Origin of the sequence: Nocardioides sp. S5, from assembly GCF_017310035.1 — a bacterium.
In the GTDB taxonomy this organism is placed as follows: Bacteria; Actinomycetota; Actinomycetes; order Propionibacteriales; family Nocardioidaceae; genus Nocardioides.
On sequence record NZ_CP022296.1, the window covers coordinates 4,558,234 to 4,585,108 of the forward strand.

Annotated in this window: 26 protein-coding genes; 9 read left to right on the top strand and 17 right to left on the bottom strand. The window is 73.1% G+C overall.

Annotated elements, in window-relative coordinates; genetic code table 11:
• Window position 1 precedes the first annotated feature (1 nt).
• From CFI00_RS22455 to CFI00_RS22490, 8 genes are all read right to left on the bottom strand, one after another.
• Window positions 2–1,132 carry an acyl-CoA dehydrogenase family protein gene (locus tag CFI00_RS22455; RefSeq protein WP_207083152.1) on the bottom strand — a complete coding sequence of 377 codons (1,131 nt, stop codon included), beginning with the start codon at window positions 1,130–1,132 and terminating at the stop codon, window positions 2–4.
• Window positions 1,129–2,889: an acyclic terpene utilization AtuA family protein gene (locus CFI00_RS22460; protein ID WP_207083153.1), complete on the bottom strand. Its 1,761-nt coding sequence runs from the start codon at window positions 2,887–2,889 to the stop codon at window positions 1,129–1,131. Before CFI00_RS22460 ends, CFI00_RS22455 begins: the two co-directional genes overlap by 4 nt.
• Entirely contained in the window at window positions 2,886–3,665 is a 780-nt protein-coding gene (locus tag CFI00_RS22465) for a TIGR03084 family metal-binding protein (protein ID WP_207083154.1), read from the bottom strand. Before CFI00_RS22465 ends, CFI00_RS22460 begins: the two co-directional genes overlap by 4 nt.
• Entirely contained in the window at window positions 3,662–4,282 is a 621-nt protein-coding gene (locus tag CFI00_RS22470) for a TetR/AcrR family transcriptional regulator (protein ID WP_347401889.1), read from the bottom strand. Before CFI00_RS22470 ends, CFI00_RS22465 begins: the two co-directional genes overlap by 4 nt.
• Before the next feature lie 197 nt (window positions 4,283–4,479).
• On the bottom strand, window positions 4,480–6,030 hold the full coding sequence (locus tag CFI00_RS22475; protein ID WP_207083155.1) for a hypothetical protein: 1,551 nt from the start codon (window positions 6,028–6,030) through the stop codon (window positions 4,480–4,482).
• Window positions 6,014–6,712: an ABC transporter ATP-binding protein gene (locus CFI00_RS22480; protein WP_207083156.1), complete on the bottom strand. Its 699-nt coding sequence runs from the start codon at window positions 6,710–6,712 to the stop codon at window positions 6,014–6,016. The genes CFI00_RS22475 and CFI00_RS22480 overlap by 17 nt, the downstream gene beginning before the upstream one ends.
• Window positions 6,713–6,862: 150 nt before the next feature.
• Window positions 6,863–9,085 (bottom strand): 3-hydroxyacyl-CoA dehydrogenase NAD-binding domain-containing protein, encoded by a 2,223-nt coding sequence (locus tag CFI00_RS22485; RefSeq protein WP_207083157.1) that lies wholly within the window; start codon window positions 9,083–9,085, stop codon window positions 6,863–6,865.
• Between the two features lie 112 nt (window positions 9,086–9,197).
• The gene (locus CFI00_RS22490) at window positions 9,198–10,409 is read right to left on the bottom strand and encodes an acetyl-CoA C-acetyltransferase (protein ID WP_207083158.1); all 1,212 of its coding nucleotides are present in this window, start codon (window positions 10,407–10,409) and stop codon (window positions 9,198–9,200) included.
• 90 nt (window positions 10,410–10,499) lie between these two features.
• Here CFI00_RS22490 and CFI00_RS22495 point away from each other — a divergent pair, with 90 nt between their 5' ends.
• The 3 genes from CFI00_RS22495 to CFI00_RS22505 all read left to right on the top strand — a co-directional run bounded on the left by CFI00_RS22495 (window position 10,500) and on the right by CFI00_RS22505 (window position 13,441).
• Window positions 10,500–11,075, top strand: coding sequence for a helix-turn-helix domain-containing protein (locus CFI00_RS22495; RefSeq protein WP_207083159.1), 576 nt, complete (start codon window positions 10,500–10,502; stop codon window positions 11,073–11,075).
• 105 nt (window positions 11,076–11,180) lie between these two features.
• A complete protein-coding gene (locus tag CFI00_RS22500; protein WP_207083160.1) occupies window positions 11,181–12,503 on the top strand; it encodes a cation:proton antiporter in 1,323 nt (440 codons plus the stop codon).
• 35 nt (window positions 12,504–12,538) lie between these two features.
• Window positions 12,539–13,441 (top strand): NAD(P)H-binding protein, encoded by a 903-nt coding sequence (locus CFI00_RS22505; protein ID WP_207083161.1) that lies wholly within the window; start codon window positions 12,539–12,541, stop codon window positions 13,439–13,441.
• 2 nt (window positions 13,442–13,443) lie between these two features.
• Here the strand turns inward: CFI00_RS22505 and CFI00_RS22510 are convergent, their stop codons facing one another.
• From CFI00_RS22510 to CFI00_RS22525, 4 genes are all read right to left on the bottom strand, one after another.
• Window positions 13,444–14,127 carry a CPBP family intramembrane glutamic endopeptidase gene (locus tag CFI00_RS22510; RefSeq protein ID WP_207083162.1) on the bottom strand — a complete coding sequence of 228 codons (684 nt, stop codon included), beginning with the start codon at window positions 14,125–14,127 and terminating at the stop codon, window positions 13,444–13,446.
• A gap of 10 nt (window positions 14,128–14,137) precedes the next feature.
• Window positions 14,138–15,202: an LLM class flavin-dependent oxidoreductase gene (locus CFI00_RS22515; RefSeq protein ID WP_207083163.1), complete on the bottom strand. Its 1,065-nt coding sequence runs from the start codon at window positions 15,200–15,202 to the stop codon at window positions 14,138–14,140.
• Between the two features lie 126 nt (window positions 15,203–15,328).
• Window positions 15,329–16,864 carry a DEAD/DEAH box helicase gene (locus CFI00_RS22520; RefSeq protein WP_207083164.1) on the bottom strand — a complete coding sequence of 512 codons (1,536 nt, stop codon included), beginning with the start codon at window positions 16,862–16,864 and terminating at the stop codon, window positions 15,329–15,331.
• Between the two features lie 228 nt (window positions 16,865–17,092).
• Entirely contained in the window at window positions 17,093–17,506 is a 414-nt protein-coding gene (locus tag CFI00_RS22525) for an ArsI/CadI family heavy metal resistance metalloenzyme (protein ID WP_207083165.1), read from the bottom strand.
• 139 nt (window positions 17,507–17,645) lie between these two features.
• Between CFI00_RS22525 and CFI00_RS22530 the strand changes: the two genes are divergently transcribed.
• The 4 genes from CFI00_RS22530 to CFI00_RS22545 are packed head-to-tail and all read left to right on the top strand — an operon-like array spanning window position 17,646 to window position 20,555.
• Entirely contained in the window at window positions 17,646–17,942 is a 297-nt protein-coding gene (locus tag CFI00_RS22530) for a metalloregulator ArsR/SmtB family transcription factor (protein WP_207085689.1), read from the top strand.
• Window positions 17,939–19,051 carry an ACR3 family arsenite efflux transporter gene (gene arsB / locus CFI00_RS22535; protein WP_207083166.1) on the top strand — a complete coding sequence of 371 codons (1,113 nt, stop codon included), beginning with the start codon at window positions 17,939–17,941 and terminating at the stop codon, window positions 19,049–19,051. The genes CFI00_RS22530 and arsB overlap by 4 nt, the downstream gene beginning before the upstream one ends.
• Window positions 19,048–19,443 (top strand): arsenate reductase ArsC, encoded by a 396-nt coding sequence (locus CFI00_RS22540; protein ID WP_207083167.1) that lies wholly within the window; start codon window positions 19,048–19,050, stop codon window positions 19,441–19,443. The genes arsB and CFI00_RS22540 overlap by 4 nt, the downstream gene beginning before the upstream one ends.
• 23 nt (window positions 19,444–19,466) lie before the next feature.
• Complete coding sequence (locus CFI00_RS22545) at window positions 19,467–20,555, top strand: ArsO family NAD(P)H-dependent flavin-containing monooxygenase (protein WP_207083168.1); 1,089 nt, start codon at window positions 19,467–19,469, stop codon at window positions 20,553–20,555.
• A gap of 29 nt (window positions 20,556–20,584) precedes the next feature.
• On the opposite strand, the gene CFI00_RS22550 is transcribed toward CFI00_RS22545, so the two are convergent.
• From CFI00_RS22550 to CFI00_RS22570, 5 genes are all read right to left on the bottom strand, one after another.
• Window positions 20,585–21,619 carry a LacI family DNA-binding transcriptional regulator gene (locus CFI00_RS22550; protein WP_207083169.1) on the bottom strand — a complete coding sequence of 345 codons (1,035 nt, stop codon included), beginning with the start codon at window positions 21,617–21,619 and terminating at the stop codon, window positions 20,585–20,587.
• 133 nt (window positions 21,620–21,752) lie between these two features.
• Window positions 21,753–23,195 (bottom strand): NAD(P)/FAD-dependent oxidoreductase, encoded by a 1,443-nt coding sequence (locus CFI00_RS22555; protein WP_207083170.1) that lies wholly within the window; start codon window positions 23,193–23,195, stop codon window positions 21,753–21,755.
• Between the two features lie 49 nt (window positions 23,196–23,244).
• Window positions 23,245–24,441, bottom strand: a complete 1,197-nt coding sequence (locus CFI00_RS22560; RefSeq protein ID WP_207083171.1) for an MFS transporter — start codon at window positions 24,439–24,441, stop codon at window positions 23,245–23,247.
• Window positions 24,442–24,467: 26 nt separating this feature from the next.
• On the bottom strand, window positions 24,468–25,202 hold the full coding sequence (locus CFI00_RS22565) for a glutamine amidotransferase (protein ID WP_207083172.1): 735 nt from the start codon (window positions 25,200–25,202) through the stop codon (window positions 24,468–24,470).
• A gap of 5 nt (window positions 25,203–25,207) precedes the next feature.
• Window positions 25,208–26,356 carry a CaiB/BaiF CoA-transferase family protein gene (locus tag CFI00_RS22570; RefSeq protein ID WP_207083173.1) on the bottom strand — a complete coding sequence of 383 codons (1,149 nt, stop codon included), beginning with the start codon at window positions 26,354–26,356 and terminating at the stop codon, window positions 25,208–25,210.
• A 104-nt stretch (window positions 26,357–26,460) separates the two neighbouring features.
• On the opposite strand from CFI00_RS22570, the gene CFI00_RS22575 reads away from it, so the two are divergent.
• Together CFI00_RS22575 and CFI00_RS22580 are read left to right on the top strand one after the other, a co-directional pair.
• A complete protein-coding gene (locus CFI00_RS22575) occupies window positions 26,461–26,622 on the top strand; it encodes a hypothetical protein (protein WP_207083174.1) in 162 nt (53 codons plus the stop codon).
• Window positions 26,615–26,875: a hypothetical protein gene (locus CFI00_RS22580; RefSeq protein WP_207083175.1), complete on the top strand. Its 261-nt coding sequence runs from the start codon at window positions 26,615–26,617 to the stop codon at window positions 26,873–26,875. The genes CFI00_RS22575 and CFI00_RS22580 overlap by 8 nt, the downstream gene beginning before the upstream one ends.

Consider the following 26,875-nt stretch of genomic DNA (forward strand, 5'->3'; position numbering starts at 1 on the left):
ATCAGGCATAACCCATCAATTTCGCCGTCAGGTCGCGCAGCACCTCGTCGGCGCCGCCTCCGATCGGCAGGATCCGGGCGTCGCGGAAGTGCCGCTCCACCTCGGTCCCGTGCATGTATCCGGAGCCGCCGAACACCTGGACTGCCCGGTCGCAGACGTAGGCCGCGCAGTCCACCGCCGTCTGCTTGGCCAGGCACGCCTCGGCGACGACGAACTCGCCCGCGACATGACGTGCGGCGACGGCGTGCGTGTAGGTGCGCGCGACCTCGACCTGGCGGCGCATCTCGACCAGCGTGTGCTGGACGGTCTGGTTGTCGATCAGCGGACGCCCGAACGTGTGCCGGTCGCGGGCGTACGCCGCGGCGAGGTCGAGCGAGCGTGCGGCGATGCCGTAGCCGTGCACCGCCAGCGCGATCCGCTCCACGACGAACTGCTCGGCGATCTGCCCGAACCCGGCGCCCTCGTCGCCGACGAGGTTGGCCACCGGGACGCGTACGTCGACGAAGGACAGCTCGGCGGTGTCGGAGCAGTGCCAGCCCATCTTGCGCAGCGCGCGGTCGACGGTGAAGCCGGGCGTGCCCTTCTCGATGACCAGCAGCGAGATCCCGCCGTGGCCCGGGCCTCCGGTGCGCACGGCGGCGGTGACGAAGTCGGCACGCACGCCCGAGGTGATGAACGTCTTGGCGCCGTTGACGACGTAGTGGTCGCCGTCCCGCTCGGCGCGGGTGGTGATCCGGGCGACGTCGGAGCCGCCGCCGGGCTCGGTGATCGCGAGCGAGCCGATGAGCTCGCCGGCCAGCGTGGGGCGTACGAACCGGTCGACGAGGTCGGTGTCGCCGCTCGCCGCGATGTGTGGCAACGCGATCCCGGCGGTGAAGAGGCCGGCCATCAGCCCGCTGGACGCACCGGCGTCGAACATCGCCTCCTGCATCGCGACCGAGTCGAGCAGGTCGCCGCCGCTGCCGCCGACGTCCTCGGCGAAGCCGACGCCGATCAGCCCCAGCCCGCCGGCCGTGCGGTGCAGCGCGCGCGGTATCTCACCGGCGTCCTCCCAGTCCTGCAGGTGCGGCGCGACCTCGCGGCGGACGAACTCCGCCGCGGTGGCGCGCAACGCGTCACGCACATCGCTCATGTCAGGCTCACCTCGATCGACACCAGCCGCGACCGCAGGAACTCCGCCAGCCCCTTGGCCTGCGGGTCGAAGCGCGTCGACGCCGCGACCCCCTCACCGAGCAGGCCGTGGACGACGAGGTTGACCGCGCCGAGGTGGGGCAGCAGCCACACGTCGACGTCGAGGTCGGCGGCCTCCGGCAGGAGCGCACCGATGCCACGCGGCGACATCACCTTGAACAGCCACTGCACGCGGGCGTCGTAGGTCTCGCGGTCGACGCCGTCGTGCGCCACCCAGAGGCCGATGTTGGCGTCACCGCCCTTGTCTCCCGAGCGGGCGTGGACGAAGGTGCCGAGCGGCACGCGGTGCGTCAACGAGTCGGTGCGGGCGGGGTACGGCGACGGGCGGGCGCCGGGCGCCTCCTGCGCAGGCGTGAAGGACGTCGGCTCGGCGACCACCTCGTGGTGGCCGTCGGCATGGACGACGGTGTGCGTGACGTCGGCGCGGTCGACGTACGCCGCGCGGTAGACGCCGTAGGGCGTGGCCGCGGCGGGCGGGGCCGTCATGGTGAAGCCGGGGTAGGAGCCCAGCGCGAGCTCGACGGCGGCGGAGGTGAAGGCGCGACCGACCGGGTCGGGCGAGGGGTCCTTCACCGTGCACCGCAGCAGGGTCGAGGCCGACTCCTCGGTGTCGGCGTCGACCGGCGGGACGCGTACGTCGGACCAGGTGACCTCGGCCGCGGTCAGGCGGGGCGCGAGCTGGTCCTTCACCCACGCCGCCTTCGCCTCGACGTCGAGGCCGGTCAGCACGAGCTCGAGGCTGTTGCGCCAGCCGCCGAGCTCGTTGACGCAGACCTTCAGGCGCTCCGGTGGCGCCTCGCCGACCACGCCACTGATCGCGACGCGGTCCCCGGACTCCTGCTCGAGGCGCACCGAGTCGAGGTGGACGGTGACGTCCGGGCCGAGGTAGCGGGTGGACTGGATCTCGTAGACCAGCTGCGCGGTGACGGTGTCGAGGGTGACCGCGCCACCGGTGCCGGCATGCTTGGTGATGACGCTCGAGCCGTCGGCCGCCACCTCCGCGACCGGGAAGCCCAGCGGCCGCTGCCGGTCGGGCAGGGCCAGGAAGCCGCTGAAGTTGCCGCCGGTTGCCTGGGTGCCGCACTCGATGACGTGCCCCGCGACGACCGCGCCCGCCAGAGCGTCGTACGACTCCGGCGTCCAGCCGTGGTGCGCGACCGCCGGGCCGACGACGAGCGAGGCGTCGGTGACGCGGCCGGTGACCACGACGTCGGCGCTGCCGCTCAGGGCCGCTGCGATGCCGAAGCCGCCGAGGTAGGCGTTGGCGGTGAGGGCGTTGTCCCATCCGCTCTGGCTGGCGAGGTGGCGTACGTCGTCGCCCTCGACGTGGGCGACCTGCGGGTCGAGGCCGAGAGCCCGGGCGACCTCGCGGACCTTGTCGGCGAGGCCGGCAGGGTTGAGGCCGCCGGCGTTGGCGACGATCTTCACCTTCTTCTCGAGCGCGAGGCCGAGGCAGTCCTCGAGCTGGCGGACGAAGGTGCGGGCGTAGCCGAGGGTCGGGTCCTTGAGCTGGTCCCTGCCGAGGATGAGCATGGTGAGCTCGGCGAGGTAGTCGCCGGTGAGGACGTCCAGCTCGCCCCCCTCGAGCATCTCGCGCATCGCGCTGAGCCGGTCGCCGTAGAAGCCGGAGCAGTTGCCGATCCTGACGCTCCCACTGGTCGAGGAAGGACGACGTCCTGTCACGAGACCCTCGCTCATCGCGGCGCCCGTCCCTCGCCCGGCTGGCCGGCGAAGGCCTGGGCGATGTCGAGCCAGCGGTCGGCGTCGGCGCCGGTGGCCACGAGGTCGGTGTCGGCGCGGTGGACCCGCTGGGTCACGAGGCGGCAGAAGTCGCCCGCGCTGCCGGTCACGGTCTGCGACGCGTCCTCCTGGCCCCAGCTCCAGACCTCGCCCGACGGCGCGACGAGGTCGATGCGGAACTCCTCGGCCGGGGCGTCGAGGCCGTGCACGGAGTAGGCGAAGTTGCGGGTGCGTACGCCGAGGTGGGCGACGTGGCGGATCCGGTCGGTGTCCTCGACGGGCGCGCCGAGGCCCTCGTGGACGTCGAGGCTGTGCGCCCAGGTCTCCATCAGCCGCGCGGTGGCCATCGACGTGGCCGACATCGGCGGGCCGAACCACGGCATCTTCTCGCCCTTCGGCATCGCGACGAGCGCGGTGCGGAGGTCGGCACGGGCGCGGCGCCAGCGGCCGAGCAGGTCGTCGTCCTGGGCGAGCGCCAGCGCCTGGGCGTCGACGTACCCCTCCGGGTCGGCGATCGCACCGAGGACCACGGAATCCCATGCGTCCTTGTCGGTGGCGGCCTTGACGGCGACCTCGTCGGTCCAGGCCAGGTGGGCGACCTGGGTCGCGACGTCCCAGCCGGGCGCGGGGGTCGGCGTGTGCCAGCCGGCCTCGTCGAGGCGGGCGACGAGCGCCTCGAGTCGGTCACCCTCCGCCGCGAGGTCGTCGAGCACCTGGGTCAGCACGTCGGTCATGTCGGGTTCCCTGCCAGTTCCTTGTCGAGCACGTCGGCCCACTCCCGGAGGATGCGGCGACGGCGGGCGGAGTCGTCGGTGATCGTGGCGGCCAGGCCCAGCCCGCGCACCAGGTCGAGGGTGGCCTGCACCAGCTCGCGCACGCCGGGGCGCGACTCGTCGGCGCCGAGCGCGGTGACGGTGAGGCGGTGCGTCTCGCGCCCCACGCGCTGCTCGAGCGGCGAGACCGCCGCGAGGAGGGCCTCGTCGGTGCGGGCCGCGACCCACAGCTCGAGCGCCGCGGTGAAGACCGGCGAGGCGAAGTGGTCGCCCAGCATCTCCACGACCGCGCGCGTACGCCGCTTGCCGGTCGGCAGCTGCGCCACCGCGTCGGCCAGCTCGGCGCCGCGCAGCTCCGTGAGGTGCTCGACGGCCGCGACGACGAGGTCGTTCTTCGTCGGGAAGTGGTGCAGCTGCGCCCCGCGGCTCACGCCCGCCCGCTCGGAGACGAGCGTGGTCGACGTGCCGGTGAACCCGCGCTCCACCAGCAGCTCCACCGTCGCCTCCAGCAGCCGCGCCCGCATCGCACGCGTCCGGTCCGCCTGCGGGACACGGGTCGTCTGGGCCTGGGAGGTCACGGGGCCAGCCTGCCGTCGTACAAACAAACAGTCAAGCCTGACTTTTTGTGAGTGTCGTCCCGTCCGGGTAGTCCACCGGGAACTGGTCGCCGGACAGTCCGGCCGGGGACCACAAGCCGGTGGACTACCAGGACCCGACAGCCAGAACCCGGTGGACTACCCCGCCCGCGGCATACGCTGGTCGGGTCGCGCGACGGTCACACGGCAGCGACCGTCAGCACCACCCGAGCCCGCTCGGCCGGCGCGAGCCAGCGCCGGCGGGCGCGGAGCAACCGCCAGGTCGACCAGGCGAGGAAGGGGAGTGCGAGGACGGCGGGCAGCCACGCCCAGGGTCCGGTGGAGACGGTGGTGAAGACCATCCCGGTGAGGGTGGTGACGAGGGAGAGCTTCCCGGCGTAGCCGGCCATCGCGGCGTGCGGCGCGGGCGTCGCGCGGGACGAGGAGAGATCGGCGGAGTAGGGCGAGCGGACCGACCACGACATGACGATCGCGAGCACCTGCACGAGCACCACGAGCCAGCACGCCGCGACGCTGACGCCGACCACGAGCGGCGGCGGGCCGTTGCGCAGCAGGGCCATCACGACCGTCGTCGCCGACACGGCAGCCATGCACTCGAGGACCACGAGGGCGCGTACGTCGAACACGTCGCGCGCGGAGACCGGCAGGGTCTCGCGCCACACCATGCCCTTGCCGTCGAGGCACCAGGCGTTGACCCCGAAGAGCAGCGCGGCGCCGCTGGCGGTCAGGCCGGGGAGGAGCATCACCGAGCTCCACTGCAGACCCGCCACGAGTGCGACCAGGCCGGGTCCGAGGCCCAGCACGACGAGCCCGCGGCGCATGCCGACGGAGCGCCACACCGAGCCCCGGTCGAGGCGGCGCAGCAGCGCCCGTTCGGGCGAGTCCCAGCGCGGTTCGGGAGCGTGCCGGGCCTCGTGCACTCCGGACTGCACGCGCAGCTCCTCGCGCGGTGGGAGCCCGAGGGCCCACGCGGCGGGCCGGGCGCCGAGGGCGACGGCGGCGGCGAACAGGCCGAGCAGCACGGCGACCGCCAGCGGCCAGGACGAGGTCTGCGCGGTCTCGGCGACCCACGTCGTCGGCAACGCCCGGACGACGGGGCCGAGCGCGCCGGCCAGGTGCAGGCCGGCGAGCGCGACGACGACCACGCCCGCGACCACGCGGACGGTGACGACACCGTGGGTCGTACGGCGTACGCCCTCCGCCGCCCAGCCGACCGCCTGACCGAGCGCGGTGGCGGCCAGCACCCACGACAGCACGACCACCTGCGCGCCGAGCAGCCGGTCGGCGGGCGTCACGAGCGCGGTGACCGCGAGCAGCGCCCACATCTGGACCAGCCACGCGAGGTTGAGAGGGGCGAGCAGCAGCGCACCGAGGTGCTCGGTCACGGGACTGACGGGGTGGATCGCGGCCTCGCTGCGCGACAGCAGCTCGCGACCACCGCCGCTGCTCATCGAGGAGCTGACGGCCAGCAGCAGGACTCCGACGAACGCCCCGCCGAGGTTGTCGCGCAGGGTGTCGACGGCGCGGGTCAGGGCGGGCTGGTCGAGGGCGCCCGCGTCGAAGGCCGCCGGCGCGAGCGCGAAGACGACGGTGAGGCCGAGTCCGACCAGAGCGCCGAGCACGGCGGCACCGGGTCGGCGTACGGTCCGGGCGCGGAAGCCGACGAGGTGCGCGGTGTCGCGGGCGGCGTCGGCCCAGCCGTCGCGTCGGGGCTCAGTCGAGGAGCGCACGGTAGGCCTCGCCGGTGAGGTCGGCCGCCTCCATCGCGGCGACGCGGTTGCCGCCGCGGAGCACGACGGCGTCACCGCAGGCCTCGAGGGCGAGGTCGCGCAGGTGGGTGGAGAGCAGGACGCAGGCGCCACGGGCCCGGGCATCGGCGACGACCTCGAGGGTCGCCTCGACGCCGAGGGGGTCGACGCCGTCGAACGGCTCGTCCAGCAGCAGGACGGAGGGCTCGTGCAGCGCCGCCAGGACGACGCTGAGCCGGCGGCTCATGCCGTGGCTGAACCCGCCGACGACGCGGTGGGCGACGTCGCCGAGCTCGAAGCGCTCCAGCAGGTCGCGTCCGCGCTCCTCCCACGCGTCCATCCGGCGCAGCCGGGCGCTGAGCTGCAGGTGCTCCCAGGGGGTGGCGCGCGGCACGAGGCCGCCGACGTCGGGGCAGTAGCCCACGACGCGCTTCACGCCGAGGGCGTCGGTGGCGGCGTCGCGGCCGGCGACCGTGACCACGCCGGAGGTGGGCGGCACGACCCCGGCAAGGACCTTCATCGTCGTCGACTTGCCGGCGCCGTTGCGACCGAGCAGGGCGGTCGCGCGACCGCTGTCGGCGGTGAGGTCGACACCCGAGACGGCCTCGACGTCACCGAAGCGGACGTGGAGGTCGCGCACGACGACCGCGGGGGGCTGGGTCACCGACCCATCCTCCCCGACCGGCGGCCTCCGTGCGGGTGCTTTGCCAGAGCTGGCGGCCGCTGTAACGCCGGGTTGGTGCTTGTACCCACCCGGATATATCAGGGTGGGTACAGCCCTTAACCCGGCGTTACAGCGCCAAACCGACGAGCCTCAGGCGGGGAAGCCCTCGCCCTTCGCCGCCAGCTCGCGGAGGTACGCCGTGGGGCGGAAGCGCTCGCCGTAGGCGTCGGCCAGCTCGTCGGCGCGGGCCAGGAAGGCGTCCAGCCCGATGGGACCGACGCCGTGGCCGGTCTCGTCGAGCGCCTGCCACCCGGTCATGAACTGCGCCGCACCACCGGTGAGCGCCGGGAAGCCGATGCCCATGATCGAGCCGATGTTGGCCGCCGCGGCGGAGGTGATGACGCCCTCCTCGAAGCACTTCGCGGTCTCGAGGGCCTCGATGAAGAGCATCCGGTCGCGCACGTCGCGGATCGGGAGCTGCTGCTCGGCGACGGGGAAGGTCTCCGCGAGCCCGGACCACAGCGTCGTACGCCGGCCGTCCTCGTCGTAGTCGTAGAAGCCCGCGCCCTTGAGCCGCGACGGCCGGCCGAGGCCGATCATCGTCGAGATGACCTCACCGGCGGGATAGGCGCCCAGGTCGACGCCCTCGCGCTCGGCGGCGTCCTCGGTGGCCTTGCGGATCTTCGCCATCAGCTCCATGTTGAGCTCGTCGCTGATCTGCAGCGGCCCGACGGGGAAGCCCGCCGACGTCGCGGCGCGCTCCAGCGACACCGGGTGCACGCCCTCGGCGAGCATCGCGAGGCCCTCGTTGATCTGGGTGCCGATGACGCGCGAGGTGTAGAAGCCGCGCGAGTCGTTGACCACGATCGGCGTCTTGCGGATCTGCTGCACGACGTCGTACGCCTTGGCGAGCGCGAGGTCGGAGGTCTCGGCGCCGCGGATGATCTCGACCAGCGGCATCTTGTCGACCGGGCTGAAGAAGTGCAGGCCGATGAAGTCGGCCGGGCGCTCGATGCCGGTCGCGAGCTCCGTGATCGGCAGCGTCGAGGTGTTGGAGCACAGCAGCGCGTCCGGGTCGACGTACGGCGTCACCTCGGCGAACACCTTCGCCTTGAGCGTCGGGTCCTCGAAGACGGCCTCGATCACCAGGTCACAGCCGGCGAGGTCCTCGGGTGCGGCGGTCGGGGTGATCCGGCCGAGCAGCTCGGCGGCCTTGGCCTCGGTGAGCTTGCCGCGCGAGATCCCCTTGACGTTGAGCTTCTCGGTGTAGGCCTTGCCCTTCTCGGCCGCCTCGAGCGTGACGTCCTTGAGCACGACCTGCATGCCGGCGCGGGCGCAGGAGTAGGCGATCCCGGCGCCCATCATCCCGGCGCCGAGGACGCCGACCTTGGTGGCCTGCCAGCGCTCGATGCCCTGCGGGCGCAGCGAGCCGGAGTTGATGGCCTGGAGGTCGAAGAAGAAGGCCTGGATCATGTTCTTGGCCTGCTGGTTGACGACCAGGTTGGTGAAGTAGCGGCTCTCGATGCGCGAGGCGGTGTCGAAGTCGACCTGCGCGCCCTCGACCGCGGCGCTCATGATCGCGCGCGGCGCGGGGTAGATCGCGCCCTTGGTCTGCTTGCGCAGCAGTGCGGGGAAGGCCGGCAGGAACTGCGCCAGCGCCGGCGTCTTCGGCGTGCCGCCCGGCATCTTGTAGCCCGCGCGGTCCCACGGGTTCGTCGCTGCGTCCACGTCGCCGCGGTGCTCGAGGATCCACGCCTTCGCCGCGGGCACCAGCTCCTCGCGGGTCGGCACGAGCTCGTCGACGAGGCCCTTGGCCAGCGCCCCCTGCGGGTCGAACTGGGTGCCGGGCATCAGCACGTCCATGAGCGCGGACTGGAGCCCGAGCATGCGTACGACGCGGGTGACCCCGCCGCCGCCGGGCAGCAGGCCCAGCGTCGACTCGGGCAGGCCGATCTTCACCGAGCGATCGTCGACGGCGATGCGGCGGTTGGCCGCCAGCGCGATCTCGAGGCCACCGCCGAGGGCGGCGCCGTTGATGGCGGCGACCACCGGGCGCGGGAAGGTCTCGAGGCGGCGCAGGCTGGACTTGACCGCCTCGCCCATCGCGAAGATCTCGTCGGCGTCGTCGGGCGTCGCCTGCATCATGTTCTTGAGGTTGCCGCCGGCGAAGAAGGTCTTCTTCGCACTGGCCAGGACCACACCGGTGACGTCGTCGGCCTCGGCGTAGAGGCGCTGGACGGCCGCCTCCATCGACGACTGGTAGAGCTCGTTCATGGTGTTGGCGCTGGCGGTCGGGTCGTCGAGGGTCAGGGTGACGATGCCGTCGGCGTCGCGGTCGTAGCGGACCGCGGTCTGGGTGTCGGTGGTGCTCATGCGTCGCCTTCTCCTTCGCGCCGCCCGGGGTGGCGGCACATTGCACGTTCAGGTGTGTGCCGGCTGTGATGTGCCGCCACCATCAGGGGCGGCCCGGCGGGGGTCGGGCAGGTCAGACCAGCTCGACGATCGTCGCGATCCCCATGCCGCCGCCGACGCACAGCGTGGCCAGGCCGCGCTTCTGGTCGCGGCGGGCGAGCTCGTCGACCAGGGTGCCGAGGATCATCGCGCCGGTGGCCCCGAGGGGGTGGCCCATCGCGATGGCGCCGCCGTTGACGTTGGTGACCTCGTGGCTGATGCCCATGTCGCGCATGAAGCGCATCGCGACGGCGGCGAAGGCCTCGTTGATCTCCCACAGGTCGATGTCGTCGACCTCCAGGCCGGCACGAATGAGCGCCTTGCGGGCGGCGGGGGCCGGGCCGGTGAGCATGATGGTGGGGTCGGCGCCCGACACGGCGGTCGAGATGATCCGCGCCCGCGGCGTCAGCCCCAGCGACGTACCGATCTCCTCGGTGCCGATCGCCACCACGGCCGCGCCGTCGACGATGCCCGAGGAGTTGCCGGCGTGGTGCACGTGGTCGATCGCGGGGACCCAGTGGTACTTCTCCAGCGCCACGTCGTCGAAGCCCGCGTCGCGCCCGATCTGGGCGAAGGACGGCTTGAGGCCGGCCAGGCCCTCGACGGAGGTGTCGGGACGCACGGTCTCGTCGCGGTCGAGCACGGTGACGCCGCTGAGGTCCTTCACCGGCACGACGGCGCCGTCGAAGTAGCCGTTGGCCCACGCCTTGGCGGCACGGTGGTGGGACTCGGCGGCGTACGCGTCGACGTCCTGGCGGTTCCAGCCCTCGATCGTCGCGATCAGGTCGGCGCCGATGCCCTGGGGCACGAAGCCGGTCTGGAGCGCGGTGGCGGGGTCCATCGCCCAGGCACCGCCGTCGCTGCCCATCGGCACGCGGCTCATCGACTCGACGCCACCGGCGATCACGAGGTCCTCGAAGCCCGAGCGCACGCGCTGCGCGGCCTGGTTGACGGCCTCGAGGCCCGAGGCGCAGAAGCGGTTCAGCTGCACGCCGGCGACGGTCTCGGGATAGCCGGCCTTGAGCGCGGCGGTCTTGGCGATGTCGCCGCCCTGGTCGCCGATCGGGGTCACGACACCGAGCACGACGTCGTCGACGCGGGCCGGGTCGAGCGTGGGGTTGCGGGTCTTGAGCTCGTCGAGGAGTCCGACGACCAGGTCCACCGGCTTGACCTCGTGGAGCGAACCGACGGCCTTGCCGCGGCCGCGAGGTGTGCGGATGTGGTCGTAGACGAATGCTTCTGCCATGCCAGCGATTGTGACACCATTACTGTCACAGTCCAACAGGTGTGTCCCGGGTCACGCAGGACGGGGCGGTCGGCAGGAGAGGATGGGCGCGTGGACACCGAGCTGCTGACGCTGGACGAGCTGACCGAGCGCACCGGGGTGAGCGCGCGCAACGTGCGCTTCTACGCCTCGCGCGGCCTGGTCCCCTCCCCCGTGCGTCGCGGCCGCTCGGGCTACTACGGCCCCGACCACGTCGCCCGCCTCGAGCTGGTCCGCGAGCTCCAGGGCCACGGCTTCACGCTGTCGGCGATCGAGAAGTACGTCGAGCAGATCCCCGACACCGCCACCCCCTCGGACATCGCGCGCCACCTCTCCCTCCTGGCCCCGGTCACCGGCGACCGCGACGTCGACGTGCCCGCCGGCCTCTCGGGCATGGGCATCTCGCCGGAGGCGGCCGCGGCCGTCTCGGAGGTGTACGCCGCCCACGGCCGGCAGGTCGCCCAGGAGCTGTCGGAGATCGTGCGCACGATGGTGTGGCCGCACTTCCGCGAGCGCGGCGGGACGGCCGAGGAGCTGCGCGAGTTCGTCCACCGCCTCAAGCCGCTGACCATCGCCGGGCTGGTCATGGCCTACGAGCAGGCGATCGACGAGAGCCAGGCGGCCCACGACGGCAGGCGCCCGCACTGAGCCGCCTCCCCGCCCGGCCCCGCCCGACGGGGTGACCGGACTGGGTGCGCACTGGGAGGCTTGGGTCGTGCCCGCCCCCTCCTCCCCCACCGGCGCGGCTCCGCGATGACCGGAGCTGCCGTCTACCTCATCCTCGGACTGTCGCTGCTGCTCGCGACGGTCCTGCCGCACGTGACCCGGCGGGTGGCCCTGTCGCCGCCGATGGTGCTCGTCGGCGTCGGCCTGGCCATCGGGATGCTGCCGCTCGCGGACGACGTGAGCCTCCAGCCCGAGGACAACCGCGTGCTCATCACCCACGTCGCGGAGTTCACCGTCCTGGTCTCCCTGATGGGCGTGGGCCTGGCGATCGACCGCGTGCTCGAGCTGCGGTCGTGGCGGTCGTGGCGCACCTGGTCCCCGGTCTGGCGGATGCTGCTGGTCGCCATGCCGCTGACCATCCTCGGCACGATGCTGCTCGGGTGGTGGGTCGCCGGGCTCGCACCGGCAGTCGCGCTCCTGCTGGGTGCGGTGCTCGCGCCCACCGACCCGGTCCTGGCCTCCGACGTGCAGGTCGGTGAGCCGCTGACCGACGACGTCGACCGACCCGACGACGGCGACGGGCCGGAGGAGGACGACGACATCCGGTTCTCCCTCACCGCCGAGGCGGGCCTCAACGACGGTCTCGCCTTCCCGTTCGTGCACCTCGCCCTCCTCCTGCTGGCCGGTGGCTTCGGCCTCGCCGAGGCCGGGACCTGGCTCGGGTGGTACCTCGTCGGCAAGATCGCCATCGGCCTCGCCGTGGGCCTCGGGGCCGGCTGGCTGCTCGGTCGCCAGGCGTTCCACGTGCGCAACGAGGACCTCCGGCTGGCCAACGCAGGTGAGCCCCTGCTCGCGGTCGCCGCGCTGCTGGCGTCGTACGGCGCCGCGGAGCTCGTCGGCGGCTACGGCTTCCTGGCGGTCTTCGCGTGCGCGATGCGGCTGCGCGCGTCCGACCGCGGCAACGCCTACCACCGCGCCATGCACGGCGTGGTCGAGCGCCTCGAGCGCCTCATGACGCTGCTCGTCCTGCTCGTCCTGGGGATGGCGATGACCCGGGGCCTGCTCGAGCACCTGGACTGGCGGGGCGTGGTGGTAGCGCTGGCGCTCGTGCTGGTGGTGCGGCCCGTGGCCGGCTACCTCGCCCTCGCGGTGCTCGCCCGCGACGAGCAGGAGAAGGGCGGGCTGGACCGCGGGGAGATGGCCGCGGTGGCGTTCTTCGGGGTGCGCGGCGTGGGCTCGGTGTTCTACCTCGGCTACGCGGTGACGCACGAGCACGTGCCGGACGAGCCGTGGCTGTGGTCCACGGTCGCCTTCACGATCATCGTCTCGGTGATCTTGCACGGCGTCACTGCGACGCCGGCGATGTCGCGTCTCGACGCACGCAGGAAGGCGCCCTCCGCCGCGGGATGACGCGTCCGTGGGGACCGGGCTGAGAGAGTGGCGGCATGAGCACAGTTCTCGTCACCGGTGCGACCGGCTTCATCGGCCGCCGCCTGGTCCCCGCCCTGGTCGAGGCCGGCCACGACGTCCGCGCCATGACCCGCCGCCCCGAGGCGTACGACGGGCAGGGCACGCCGGTCGGCGCCGACGTCTCCGACCCCGACTCCCTGCGGCCCGCGCTCGAGGGCGTCGACGTGGCGATCTACCTCGTCCACTCGCTCGACGACCCCGACTTCGAGCGCAAGGACGCCGACGCCGCTCGCAACTTCAGTGCCGCCGCGGCCGCGGCCGGTGTCAGCCAGATCGTCTACATGGGCGGTCTCGGCGACGACGACGGCGAGCTGTCGGCCCACCTGCGCTCGCGGCGCGAGGTCGAGGGACTGCTGGGCACCGACGGCGTGCCGGTCACCGTGCTGCGCGCTGCGATCGTCGTCGGCCACGGCGGCATCTCGTGGGAGCTCACCCGCCAGCTGGTCAAGAACCTGCCGGCGATGGTCGTGCCCAAGTGGGTCGGCACCCGCACCCAGCCGATCGCCATCGACGACGTGGTCCGCTACCTGTCGGGCGTGGTCGGCAAGGAGGAGGCGCTCGGCCGGGTCTTCGAGATCGGCGGTCCGGACCAGCTGACCTACCGCGAGATGCTGCAGGGTGTGGCACTCGCGATGACCGGCCGCAAGCTCCCGATCGTCGTCGTCCCGCTGCTCACCCCGGGCCTGTCCTCGCGATGGTTGGCCCTGGTCACCGACGTCGACGTCACCACCGGGCGCAACCTCATCGACTCGATGTCCACCGAGGTCCTCGTGCGCGACACCTCGATCCGCGACGTCGTGCCCGGCGAGCCGATCACCTACGCCGAGTCCGTACGCCGCGCGCTGGCCGAGCGGGCCGAAGCGGGCCTGGAGAAGTAGGCCTAGAAAAGTAGCGGCAGCAGGAAGAGCATCGACAGCGACCACGTGATGTGGGTCAGGATCGGTGCCAGCACGCCGCCGCTGGCGCGCCGCTCCAGGCCGCAGACCACACCGAGCACGACGGCTGCGAAGCCGAGCATCACGTTGCCCGTGGCCAGCGTCGCGACGACGTACGCCAGCGTGGTCCACAGCACCGGGTGGCGCGGGATCGCGGCGTACATCGCGCCGCGGAAGAAGAGCTCCTCGGCGATGCCGTTGAAGAACGTGATGACCGCCAGGACCGTCAGGGAGCCCTCGTCGGCGTAGGCCAGCACCGAGCTGACGTAGTCGGCCAGCGGGTCGATCTCGCGCACCACCAGCGAGCCGAGGACGAAGACCCCGACGAGCAGCAGGCCCAGCAGGATCGGCGCCAGGATCGGCCTGATGAAGACCTCGCCGCCGGAGATCCGGCCCAGGTGGAGCCGGCCGGACAGGAAGGCGCCGGCCGCCCAGATGCCCGCGAGCAGGACCGCGGCGACGTAGAACGTGTTGCCGCCCGGCTCGAGGCGCAGCGACCAGCCCAGCACGATCGCGCCGACCAGCACCACGATGGCGGCGACGACCTGCCGGCGCCGGAAGGCCTCCGGGGTGTCGCGCTGGTCGCGCGGGACCACGTCCCACAGCGAGCGTCGGATGAAGGTGCGCATGGCCGCCAGCCTAGGAGCCCGCCAACAACTCGCGGACCCGCGGGATGACTTCCTCGCCGTAGAGCCGGACCGACTCGAGGCGCTCGGCGTGCGGGAGCGCGCCGACGGAGTACTTGAGCTGGAAGCGGGAGAGGCCCAGCGTGCGCGCGGCCCAGGCGATCTTCTGCGCGACCGTCTCGGGCGAGCCGACGAAGAGCGCTCCCTGGGGCGAGGCCGCCTGCTCGAACTGGATGCGCGAGTACGGCGGCCAGCCGCGCTCGCGACCCAGGCGGGTGTAGAGCTCGGCCTGGTGGGGGTAGAGCTGCTCGCGTGCCTCGTCGTCCGTGGCCGCGACGTGGCCGGGCGAGTGCATGCCGATCGGCAGCTCGGCGTGGCCGTACTGGTCCAGCGCGCGGCGGTAGAGGTCGGAGAACTGGACGAAGGCAGCGGGCGACCCGCCGATGACGGCCAGCACCAGGGGCATGCCGTACTTCGCGGCGCGGACGACGGACTCCGGGGTGCCGCCGACGGCGATCCACGCGGGCAGCTTGCCCGCGGCGGTCGTCGGGTAGACCTGCTTGCCCTCCAGCGGCGCCCGGATGCTGCCCTGCCAGGTCACCGGCTGCTCGTGCTGGAGCGCGGAGAAGAGGTCGAGCTTCTCGGCGAAGAGCCGGTCGTAGTCGCCGAGATCGAGGCCGAAGAGTCCGAAGGACTCGATGAAGGAGCCGCGCCCGAGCTGCACCTCGGCGCGCCCGCCGGAGACCGCGTCGAGGGTGGCGAAGCGCTGGTAGACCCGGATCGGGTCGTCGGAGGACAGCACGGTGACGCCGGTGCCGAGGCGGATCCGCTCGGTCTGCCCGGCGATCGCAGCGAGCACGACATCGGGCGCGGAGACGGCGTAGTCGGCCCGGTGGTGCTCGCCCAGGCCGATGTAGTCCACCCCGACCCGGTCGGCGAGCACTGCCTCCGCGACGACCTCGCGCAGCGTCTCGGCGTGGTTGTCGGGCGCGCCGTCGAGCGGGGCGTCGCCGAACGTGTCGAGGCCGAGCGAGATCTGCTCGCGGGTGCCGAGGACGGAGTGGTCGAAGTCGGGCATGTCGCTCCTTCGTTGACTGGTTGAAGGGTCAACGACAAGCGCGCGCCCGGCATTCCGCCAGCTCCCGGAGACGAGCTCGCCCCTGAGTCTCCAGGAGACTCAGGGGCGAGGAACGACTGCGAGGGGTCAGCGACCCCGGCTGAACGACGACGCGCTGTGCGCGCGGCTGCCGCCGGTGGAGGCGCCGCCCTGGCCCTGGCCGCCACCGGAGCGACGACGACGGTTGCCGCCCCCGCCCTGGCCGCCGCCGGCACCCTGACCGGCACCGGCACCCTGGCCGCCGCCGGAGCGACGACGCTGGCCGCCACCGGTGGAGCCGCCGGCGGAGCTGCCCGGGGTCTCGCTGGTGTAGCTGGTGGGGTTGCCGCGACGCGAGCGGCCGCCGGTCTCACCGGTCGCCCGGGCGCGCTTGCGCTGGGCGTTGGCACCGGTCGAGCGACCGCCGCCGCCACCGCGGCCTCCCGTGGAGGTCGGCACCTCGACGACGAGGCCGCCGGGGGTGCTGCGCACACCGGGGGCGAGCTGCTCGAGCATCGCGTGACCGGGTCCGGTGATCTTGGTGGTGGTCGGCTTGATGCCGGCCTGACGGGTCAGGTCGCGCACGTCGCGCTGCTGCTCGTCGGTCATCAGGGTGATGACGGTGCCCTCGGCGCCGGCGCGAGCCGTACGCCCCGAGCGGTGCAGGTAGGCCTTGTGCTCGGTGGGCGGGTCGGCGTGGATCACGAGCGCCACGTCGTCGACGTGGATGCCGCGCGCGGCGATGTCGGTCGCGACCAGCGTGGTGGCCTTGCCGGAGTGGAACATCTCCATGTTGCGCGTGCGCGCGTTCTGGCTGAGGTTGCCGTGGAGGTCGACCGAGGGCACGCCGGACTTGTTGAGCTGGCGGGCCAGCGCCTTGGCGCCGTGCTTGGTGCGAGTGAAGACCACGGTGCGGCCGGGGGCGCTCGTCAGGTCGACGAGCACCGGCACGCGCTGGTCGCGCGAGACGTGGAGCACGTGGTGCGACATGGTCGAGACCGGCGACTGAGCCGAGTCGGCCTCGTGGGTCGCGGGGTTGGTGAGGTAGCGCTTGACCAGGACGTCGATCGCCTTGTCGAGCGTCGCGGAGAACAGCATCCGCTGGCCCGTGCGGGGCGTCTTGTCCATGATCCGACGCACGCCGGGCAGGAAGCCCAGGTCGGCCATGTGGTCGGCCTCGTCGAGGATGGTGACCTCGACGGCGGACAAGTCGGCGTAACCCTGACCCATCAGGTCCTCGAGGCGACCGGGGCAGGCGATCACGATGTCGACGCCCTTCTTGAGCGCGGTGGTCTGCGGGCCCTGGCCCACGCCGCCGTAGACGACGACGGTCGACAGGCCCGAGGCCTTGGCCAGCGGCAGCAGCGAGGCGTGGATCTGGCCGACGAGCTCACGCGTCGGGGCCAGGATCAGTGCGCGCGGCTTGCGCGGCATCGCCGGCAGCTTGCTCGCGTCGAGGCGGGCGACCAGCGGGAGCAGGAAGCCGTACGTCTTGCCGGAGCCGGTGCGGCCGCGGCCGAGCACGTCGCGCCCGGCGAGGCTGTCCGGCAGTGTCGCGGCCTGGATGGGGGTCGGGGTGGTGATGCCCTGCTGCTCGAGGATCTTGACGAGCGAGGAGGGCACGCCGAGTTCGGCGAAGTTCATGTGAGTTGCTTTCGGTTGGCGTCTCGCCACCGTGAGCCGCTGCGTCGTTCTCGACGGGATGTGCGGCGTACGTGCCTCAGTCTGAGGAAGGGTCCCGCCGCGAGCGTGTCGGGCGAGCCTGCGCCCGGGGCAAGACCGGCCGGGCGTCTGAGTGGTCAACGGTAGCGGTACGCGTGGCGTTCCGTTGAATCCGCCGCGGTGTGATCCTCGTCAGACGCCCAGGGCCGGTCAGGCGCAGCAGGCCTCCCCGGCCGACCCCGGGGCGCTCTGCACGGGCGCGTCGTCGGTGATCGTGTAGACCTCCCAGCGCTCGCCGTCCGGGGTGCCCTGCACCCAGAACTTGTCCTGCTTGGCGTAGCAGCAGGTGGTGTCGCGCTCCTCGGTCGTCGCGAAGCCGGCCGCGGCGAGGCGGGTCAGCTCGCTGTCGACGGTGTCGACGTCGGGGACCTCGACACCGAGGTGGTTGACGCTGCCGCCGTGGCCGGCGTTCTCGATCAGCACCAGCTTGAGCGGCGGCTCGGCGACCGCGAAGTTGGCGTAGCCCGGACGGACCTTGTGCGGCGTGGTGCCGAAGAGCGTGGAGTAGAAGGCGATCGACGTCTCGAGGTCGTCGACGTTGAGGGCGAGCTGCAGGCGGGACATGGGTGGCTCCTTCGGAAGATATCGACGGTTGTCGATGTCTGAGATTGCCGCATCCATCGACGTCTGTCAATATTGATCTGTGTCGAAGTCCCAGCTGACCCTGACCCCCGTCGAGACGGCCGCGTGCTGCTCGCCGCTGATGCGCGAGCCCCTCTCGGCCGACCAGGCCGAGCGACTGGCGCCACTGCTCAAGGCGCTCGCCGACCCGGTGCGCCTGCGCCTGGTGTCGATCGTGGCCGCGAGCGAGGGCGGCGAGGCGTGCGTGTGCGACCTCAACGACGCCTTCGACCTCTCCCAGCCCACGATCAGCCACCACCTCAAGGTGCTGCACGAGGCCGGGCTCCTCGACCGCACCAAGCGGGGGGTGTGGGTCTACTACGCCGTGCGCCGCGAGGTGCTTGCCGACGTCGCGGCCCTGATCGGCGGCAACGCGTGAGCGCGCGCGGCGGCGAGGTCGTCGACAAGCTGTCGAGGCTCGACCGGTTCCTCCCGCTGTGGATCGGCCTGGCCATGGTCGCCGGCCTCCTGCTCGGGCGTACGGTCCCGGGGCTCGACGACGTGCTCTCCGCGGTCGAGGTCGACGGCATCTCACTGCCGATCGCCATCGGCCTGCTCGTGATGATGTATCCCGTCCTGGCCAAGGTGCGCTACGACCGGCTCGACTCGGTCACCTCGGACCGACGGATGCTGCTGTCGTCCCTGGTGCTCAACTGGGTGCTCGGTCCGGCACTGATGTTCGCCCTCGCCTGGTTGATGCTCCCCGACCTGCCGGAGTACCGCACCGGGCTCATCATCGTCGGGCTCGCGCGGTGCATCGCCATGGTCATCATCTGGAACGACCTGGCCTGCGGCGACCGGGAGGCCGCTGCGGTCCTCGTGGCGCTGAACTCCGTCTTCCAGGTGATCGCCTTCGCCGGCCTCGGCTGGTTCTACCTCGAGGCGCTGCCGACCTGGCTCGGCCTCCAGGGCGCGGCGCTCGACGTGTCGGCCTGGCAGATCGCCAAGTCCGTGCTCGTCTTCCTCGGCGTCCCGCTTCTGCTCGGCTGGCTCTCGCGGACCTACGGCGAGCGCCTCAAGGGCCGCGACTGGTACGAGACGACGTTCCTGCCCCGCGTCGGCCCCTGGGCCCTGATCGGGCTGCTCTTCACGATCGTGGTCCTCTTCGCGCTCCAGGGCGAGCAGGTCACCAACCGGCCGCTCGACGTGGCCCGGATCGCGCTCCCCCTGCTGGCCTACTTCGCCCTCATGTGGGGCGGCGGTTTCCTGCTGGGACGCGCCCTCGGCATGACGTACGAGCGGACCACCACGTTGGCCTTCACCGCCGCCGGCAACAACTTCGAGCTCGCGATCGCGGTGGCGATCGCCACCTTCGGCGTCACCTCCGGGCAGGCGCTGGCCGGCGTCGTCGGCCCCCTCATCGAGGTGCCCGTCCTGGTGGGGCTCGTCTACGTCAGCCTCGCCCTGCGCGACCGGTTCCCGCACACCGCTGTGCCGGGCGCCCCGGCCACCAACCCGACCCCCGACTCCCAGGAGACCACCCGATGAGCACCCCCACCGTCCTCTTCGTCTGCGTCCACAACGCCGGCCGCTCGCAGATGGCCGCCGGCTGGTTGCGCCACCTCGCCGGGGACCGCATCGAGGTCCTCTCGGCCGGCTCGGCTCCTGCCGACTCGATCAACCCCGCCGCCGTCGAGGCGATGGCCGAGGTCGGCATCGACATCGCCGGCCAGCAGCCCAAGCTGCTCAGCGACGCCGCCGTCGAGAAGTCGGACGTGGTCATCACGATGGGCTGCGGCGACGCCTGCCCGTTCTACCCCGGCACCCGCTACGAGGACTGGAAGCTCGACGACCCTGCCGGGCAGGGCATCGAGGCCGTGCGCCCGATCCGCGACGAGATCAGGGGCCGCGTCGAGGGGCTCATCGCCTCGCTCGCCTGAGCGCGGGGCGTACGTTGCGCCTCATGCTTCCTGACCACGTGGACGTCGCCGTCGTCGGCGGCGGTCAGGCGGGCCTGGCCACCGCGTTCTACCTCCAGCGCGCGGGGCTGACGCCGGGCCGGGACCTCGTCGTGCTCGACGCGGCGGACCGTCCCGGCGGGGCGTGGCCGCGGACCTGGCAGGGGCTGCGCCTGTTCTCCCCCGCCGGGTTCTCCTCGCTCCCCGGCTGGATGATGCCGCCGTGGGACGACGCCACGCGGGGCTACCCGCCGCGCGACCACGTCGTCGACTACCTCACCCGGTACGAGGAGCGCTACGACCTGCGCGTGCAGCGGCCGCACCGGGTCACCGCAGTCACCCGCGCCGACGACGACCCCGACGGCCGGCTGCTCGTCCACACGGACCACCACCTCGTGACGGCGCGCGCCGTCGTGTCGGCCACCGGCACGTGGGAGCGGCCCTTCTGGCCCCGCTACCCGGGGATGGCGGACTTCGCGGGCCGCCTGCTCCACGCCGCCGGCTACAGCACCCCGGGCGACTTCGCCGGGCAGCACGTCGTCGTCGTCGGGGGCGGCAACTCCGCCGCCCAGGTGCTGGCCGAGGTGTCGACCGTCGCCACGACGACGTGGGTCACGGCCCGCACGCCGCGGTTCCTGCCCGACGACGTCGACGGCCGCGTCCTGTTCGCCACCGCACGTGCGCGGATCGAGGCGCTGGAGCAGGGGCGCGAGCACGCCGGGGTGGGCGGCCTGGGCGACATCGTGATGGTCGCCAGCGTCAAGGACGCCCGTGAGCGCGGGGTGCTGGAGGCGCGGGCGATGTTCGCCGCGCTCGACAATGGCGGGGTCGTCTGGGCCGACGGCACCCGTCAGGACTGCGACGCGGTGATCTGGTGCACCGGCTTCCGTCCGGCGCTCCAGCACCTGCGACCGCTCGGGCTCCGCACCCACGACGGCCGGATCCCCGTCGGCGGGCCGTCGGGCACGGCTGCGCTCGCCGAGCCGCGGCTGCACCTCGTCGGCTACGGCGACTGGACCGGGCCCGCCTCGGCGACGCTGGCCGGCGTGGGTCCGTCGGCGCGCGCCACGGCGGCCATCCTCACCGGCCGCTGACCCGCACCCGGTCGACGTACGCCCGAGAATCAGGCGCTTTCGCGGCGCACCAGCACCGGCGGCACGATGAGCCGCATCGGGTGGCCCTCCTCGACGCCGTCGATCCGCTCGAGCAGCAGCCGGGTGGCCCGGGCGGCCATCTCCTCGACCGGCTGGCGCACGGTGGTGAGGGTCGGGGTGGTGCGCTCGGCGACACCGAGGTCGTCGAAGCCGACGACGGCGACGTCGTCGGGCACCCGGCGGCCGAGGCCGGCCAGGACCCGCAGCGCACCGGAGGCCATGAGGTCGGAGGCGACGACGAGGCCGTCGAGGTCGGGGTGGCGCTCGAGCAGGGCGCGCGCGGCGTCCTCGCCGCTGCCCTCGGTGAAGTCGCCGTGCTCGACGGCGTCGGCCTCGAGCCCGGCCGCGGCCATCGCCTGCCGCCAGCCCTCGAGGCGGTCGACCCCGGCGGTCATGTCGGCGGGACCGGCGATCGTGCCGATGCGCCGGCACCCGCGACCGATGAGCACCTCGGTGGCCTCGCGCTCGCCGGCGGTGTTGTCCACGTCGACGTAGGTCACCCGGTCGCCACCGGTCCACGGCCGACCGCCGAAGACGCAGGGCAGGCCGAGGTCCGCGAGGTGCTCGGCGAGGCGGTCGTCGCGGTGGTGGGAGGTGACCACGGCGCCGTCGACGTGGCGGTTGGTGAGGTAGCGCAGGGTGCGCGCGGTCGACGCGCCCGGGCGTGCGAGCAGCAGCACCAGCTGGATGTCACGCTCGGCGAGCACCCGGTTGACCCCGCGCAGCGTGCCGGCGAAGAAGGGGTCGGAGAAGACCCGGTCGTCGGGCTCGGGCACGACCACCGCGATGGAGTCCGTACGCCGCGTGACCAGGCTCCGCGCGGCCGGGTTGGGGACGTAGCCCAGCGTCTGCACGGCGCTGTCGACCGCCGACTGGGCGCGCGCGCTGACGCGCTGGCCGCCGTTGATGGCCCGCGAGGCGGTGGCGCGCGAGACGCCGGCGACCCGGGCCACCTCGTCCAGGGTGGGCGAACCCGGTCGGATCGGGGTGCGCGGCGTGTTCACGCCGACACGCTAGTCGCCCGCGCGGCGTTCCCCGGGTACCCGGGGAAACTGGAGGTTCCGGTGCGAAGTTTCGGGGGTGAGGCTCACGTTTCCCCGGGTGGCCGGGGATCCCGACGAGGGGGGGCCGGGAGCCTCAGGACCAGCGGAGCACGCCGTCGTCGAGCTTCGCCCGCCGCAGCGCGAGGGCGTCGTGGAGGTAGTTCTGCTTCAGCGCCCAGGGCGCCCGGGTGCCCTGTCGCGGCAGGGTGTGCACGACGCGCTGGACGTAGCCGGCGTCGAAGTCCATGAGCGGGACCTCCTCGACGGACGGGTCGCGCACCGGCACCACCGTCCGCGTGCCGGTGGCCCGCATCCGCGTCAGCACGCGGACGACGTACTCCGCGACGAGGTCGGCCTTGAGCGTCCACGACGCGTTGGTGTAGCCAATGGTGAAGGCGAAGTTCGGCACCCCGGACAGCATCATCGCGCGGTAGGCCATGGTGCCCGCCGGGTCGACGACCTCGCCGTCGACGCTCAGCGTGGCACCGCCGAAGATGCGCAGGTTGAGCCCGGTCGCGGTGACGACGATGTCGGCGTCGAGGTGCGCGCCCGACTCGAGCTCGAGCCCGGTCTCGGTGAAGGTGCGGATCCGGTCGGTCACCACCTCGGCCTGACCGCGCTTCAGGGCGTGGAAGAGGTCGCCGTCGGGCACCAGGCACATCCGCTGGTCCCACGGGTCGTAGGTCGGGTTGAAGTGGGTGTCGACGGCGTAGCCGGGCGGCAGCAGCGCGACGTTGGCCTTGCGCACCAGACCACGCACGAGCGCCGGCCGGCGCCGGCTGAGCTGGTAGAGCGCGGACTGCACCGCGACGTTCTTCCACCGCGTCACGGCGTACGACGTCCGCTCGCCGGCCACCGACGTGAGCCGTCGCTTGAAGGCGTCGTTGCCGGGCACGGGGAGGATGTAGGTCGGCGAGCGCTGGAGCATCGTCACGTGCCCGGCCCCGCCCGCGACCATCGCGGGGACGAGGGTGACCGCGGTGGCGCCCGAGCCGATCACGACCACGCGCTTACCGGCGTAGTCGAGGTCCTCGGGCCAGTACTGCGGGTGCACCACCTGCCCGCCGAAGCGCTCCTGGGCCTCGAAGTGAGGGGTGTGGCCCTCGTCGTAGTCGTAGTAGCCGCTGCACGCCCACAGGAAGTCGGCGGTCATCGTGCGGGTCTCCCCGTCGACCTCGGCCCGCACCGTCCACCGCGCGGTGGTCGAGTCCCAGTCGGCCGAGGTCACGTGGTGGCCGTGGCGGACGTGCTCGTCCACCCCGAACTCGCGCGCGGTGTCGCGCAGGTAGGCCAGGATCGACGCGCCGTCGGCCAGCGCGACGTCGCCGCGCCAGGGCCGGAAGCGGTAGCCGAGGGTGTGCATGTCGGAGTCCGAGCGGACGCCGGGGTAGCGGAACAGGTCCCACGTGCCGCCGCTGGCCCCGCGGCGCTCGAGCACGGCGTACGTCGTCCCCGGCAGGTCCTTGGCGAGGTGGGCGGCCGCACCGATCCCGGACAGGCCCGCGCCGATGATCAGCACGTCCACGTGGTCACTCATGCGGCCAGCGTAGGCGACCCGGCGAGCAGATGTAACTATGAGTTACACCTCAGGCCGGCGCAGCTGCCCGGCGGGGTCGCAGGTCGCGGGCCATCGCGGCGAGGCCCAGCACCGGACCCGGCAGCAGCAGCCACGCCACCTGCGGGCCGAGGTCGCCCACCAGGGCCGAGGTCAGCGCGATGGCGCCGATCGTCAGCGCGAAGCCGAGGCCGTTCTGGATCGCGAGGGCGCTGCCGACCAGGTGAGGCGGGCAGGCGCGCGCGGACAGCGCGGAGAACTGCGCGGAGTCGGCCACCACCGCCACGCCCCAGAACACCAGCACCGCGAGGACCACCGGGACCGGCGCCGGCTCGAGCAGCGGGAAGACCAGGCAGACCGCCCCCGACGCGGCCAGGGCCGTCGCCGCGACGCGCACCCCGCCGACCCGCCGGGCCCACATCCCGCCGAGCACGGAGCCGACCGCCCCGGCCGCGATCACCACGAAGGTGGTGGCGCTCACCGCGCCCGCCCCGCCGTCGAGCAGCCGGACGAGGAGCAGCGGCACCAGGGTCCAGAAGGCGTACAGCTCCCACATGTGGCCGAAGTAGCCCAGCGCGGCACCCCTGTACGCCGGGACGCGGAAGGCCTGGAGCACCGCACCGGGCCGCAGCCCGACCGCACCGGCGCGCGGCAGGTGGGGACCGTCGCCGAGCAGGAGCACCGCGGCACCAGCGAGCAGGGCGAGGACCGACGAGGAGAGCACGACCGCCTGCCACTGCCATCCCACGCCGACCGCGGAGACGAGGTGGGGCAGCGCCGTGCCGAGGGTCAGCATCCCGACGAGCAGGCCCAGAGCCTCGCCGGCGCGGTCCGGCGCCCAGGACACGACGAGCTTCATCCCGAGCGGGTAGACGCCGGCCAGGCAGAGCCCGGTCGCGAAGCGCCACGCGGCACCGGAGGCGGTGTCGTCGGCCAGCAGGGCGAAGCCGGCGTTGCTCACCGCGCCCAGCACGCAGGCGACCGCGAAGATCCGGCTGGCGGCGAAGCGGTCGGCCAGGCTGGTGACCGCAGCCAGCAGGGTGCCCGTCGCGAACCCGGCCTGCACCGCGACGGTGAGGCGTCCGAGGTCGGCGTCGGTGAGCCCCCACGGGCCGCGCAGGTCGGCGGCCGCCGCGTTGGCGCTGAACCACAGCGACGTGCCGAGGAGCTGCGCGAGAACCACGACCGCCACCGCGACGGGGGCGCGTACGGTCCGGCGCTCCTCCATGCGGGCCAGCGTGCCAGACCGACGGGTCAGGCCCGGGCGTACAGCTCGACGAACCGGCCCAGCAGGCGCACCGGCTCGGTCACCATCGCCTCGCGCGCCGCGGCCTTGAGCCACTCGCGCTCGTGCGGGGCGTAGTAGCCGTGGGCGCTGTAGGCGTCGATCCGGTCGCAGATCGCGACGGCGTCGAGCTCGGGGTGGAACTGCGTGGCGTAGACGTTGCGCCCGATCCGGAACGCGTGGACCGGGCAGGTGCCGGTCGAGGCCAGCAGCACCGCGCCGTCGGGCAGCCGCGACACCGCCTCCTTGTGGCCGAGGTAGGCGGTGAACTCGTGCGGCAGCGCGCCGAAGAGGGGGTCGGCCCGGCCCTCGTCGGTGAGGCGCACCGGCAGCGCACCGATCGGCTCGCCGTAGGTCCGGTCGACGATCCCGCCGGCCAGCGTGCCGAGCACCCCGATGCCGTAGCAGGCGCCCAGGAACGGCACGTCCGCCTCGACGACCCGCGCAGCGAGGGCGTGCAGCTCGGCCTCCGCGCGGCGCTGGACCGCGGACTTCGCGTCCTGCGGGTCCGACATGTTGAACGGCCCGCCGCCCAGGATGACGCCCGAGAAGTCGGCGAGGTCGACCTCCCCGAGCGGGTCGGCCTCGAGGCGTACGCGGACCAGCTCGTCGGGGCGCAGGCCGCACCCGGCGAGCACGGCGTCGTACTCCTGCTGGGCGACGTCGTCCTCCGCGCGGGTGCCGAGGAAGAGGAAGGGGCGCACGCGGGTCAGGCCTGCACGGCCGCGCCGGCGTCGATCAGCGCGTCCACGTCGTCGATGCCCCAGGCCGCGAGCGCCTCGCGGGTGTGCTCACCGGGGCGCGCGGGTCGGCTGCCGAGGGTCGCCCCGGTCCGGGAGAAGCGCGGCGCCGGCGCCGGCTGGGTGACGCCGTCGCGCTCGACGTAGGTCCCGCGGGCCGCGAGGTGTGGGTGCTGCGGAGCCTCGGTGAGGGGTACGACGGCCGCGACGCAGGCGTCGGTGCCGTCGAAGACCTCGCTCCACTCGGCCTGCGTCCGCTCCCGGAAGCGCCGGACCAGGGCACCGCGGATCGTCGCATGGTTGGCCGGGTCGTCGCGGTCGGGCAGCTCGACGCCGATGCGCGCGACCAGCTCGGCCCAGAACTGCGGCTCGAGGGCACCGACGCTCATGTGCTGCCCGTCGGCGGTCTCGTAGAGGTCGTACCACGGCGTGCCGCCGTCGAGGAGCCCCGACCGCCGCCGGTCGGTGGTTGCGCCGAGGGCCGCGAAGGTCCAGGCCATGGCGTTGAGGTGGGCGGTGCCGTCGACGATCGCGGCGTCGACGACCTGCCCCTGCCCGCTCGCGCGGGCCTCGAGGAGGGCGGCGAGGACGCCGATGACGAGGTAGGTCGACCCGCCGCCGAAGTCGCCCAGCAGGTTGCCGGGGAAGTGCGGCCGGTCGCGGTCCTGCCCGAGGCCGTGGAGGGCACCGGAGGTGGCGATGTAGTTCATGTCGTGTCCCGCGACGTGGCTCCAGGGCCCGTCCTGGCCCCAGCCGGTCATCCGCGCGTAGACCAGCCGCGGGTTGCGGGCCAGACAGTCGTCGGGCCCGACGCCGAGCCGCTCGAGGGTGCCCGGCCGCATCCCCTCGACGAGCACGTCGGCACCCTCGACCAGGTCGAGCACGGTCGCCACGGCGTCGGGGTGCTTGAGGTCGAGCGCGACGCTGGGCCGGCCGCGGTTGAGCACGTCGTGCTCGCCGGTGCTGAAGGCGCCGCCGCCGGGCCGGTCGATGCGGACCACGTCGGCGCCGAGGTCGGCCAGGAGCATGCAGGCGTGCGGGCCCGGCCCGATGCCGGCGACCTCGACCACCTTCACGCCCCGCAACGGTCCGGTCCCCTGCCCCAGCGCGTACGTCATGCGGCCGATCATGACACCGGCGCTGTCAGGGTTGCGAGGGAACCGGTAGGGGTTTCACCCGTCGCGCGATCATGACCGACCCACCGGCGGGGACATACACCCGCGTGCGCGAGCCCGGGGGCGACGTCCTGCGCTACGACCCGGAGTCGGGGACGCTCGGCATCATGACCAAGGACGGTGTCATGAAGACCATGTTCAAGCCCGACGCCGCCAAGGTGCAGCAGACCGGCTTCCGCGACGTCTGGGACTATTTCCTCCATGGGTAGCGCCGACAACTGCCGCGCGTGCGGCTACGACTGGGGCGAGCCGCCCTGGGGTGCGAGCGGCCAGGAGCCGTCGTTCTGGATCTGTCCGTGCTGCGAGGTCGAGGCGGGCTACGAGGACGCCTCCCCCGAGGGGGCCCGTCGCTACCGCGAGGAATGGCTCGCCAAGGGGGCGCCGTGGTGCGACCCCGACGAGCCCCACGACGGCCTCAGCACGGAGGAGCGCCTCACCCGCGTCCCGCCCGGCTGCGAGTGA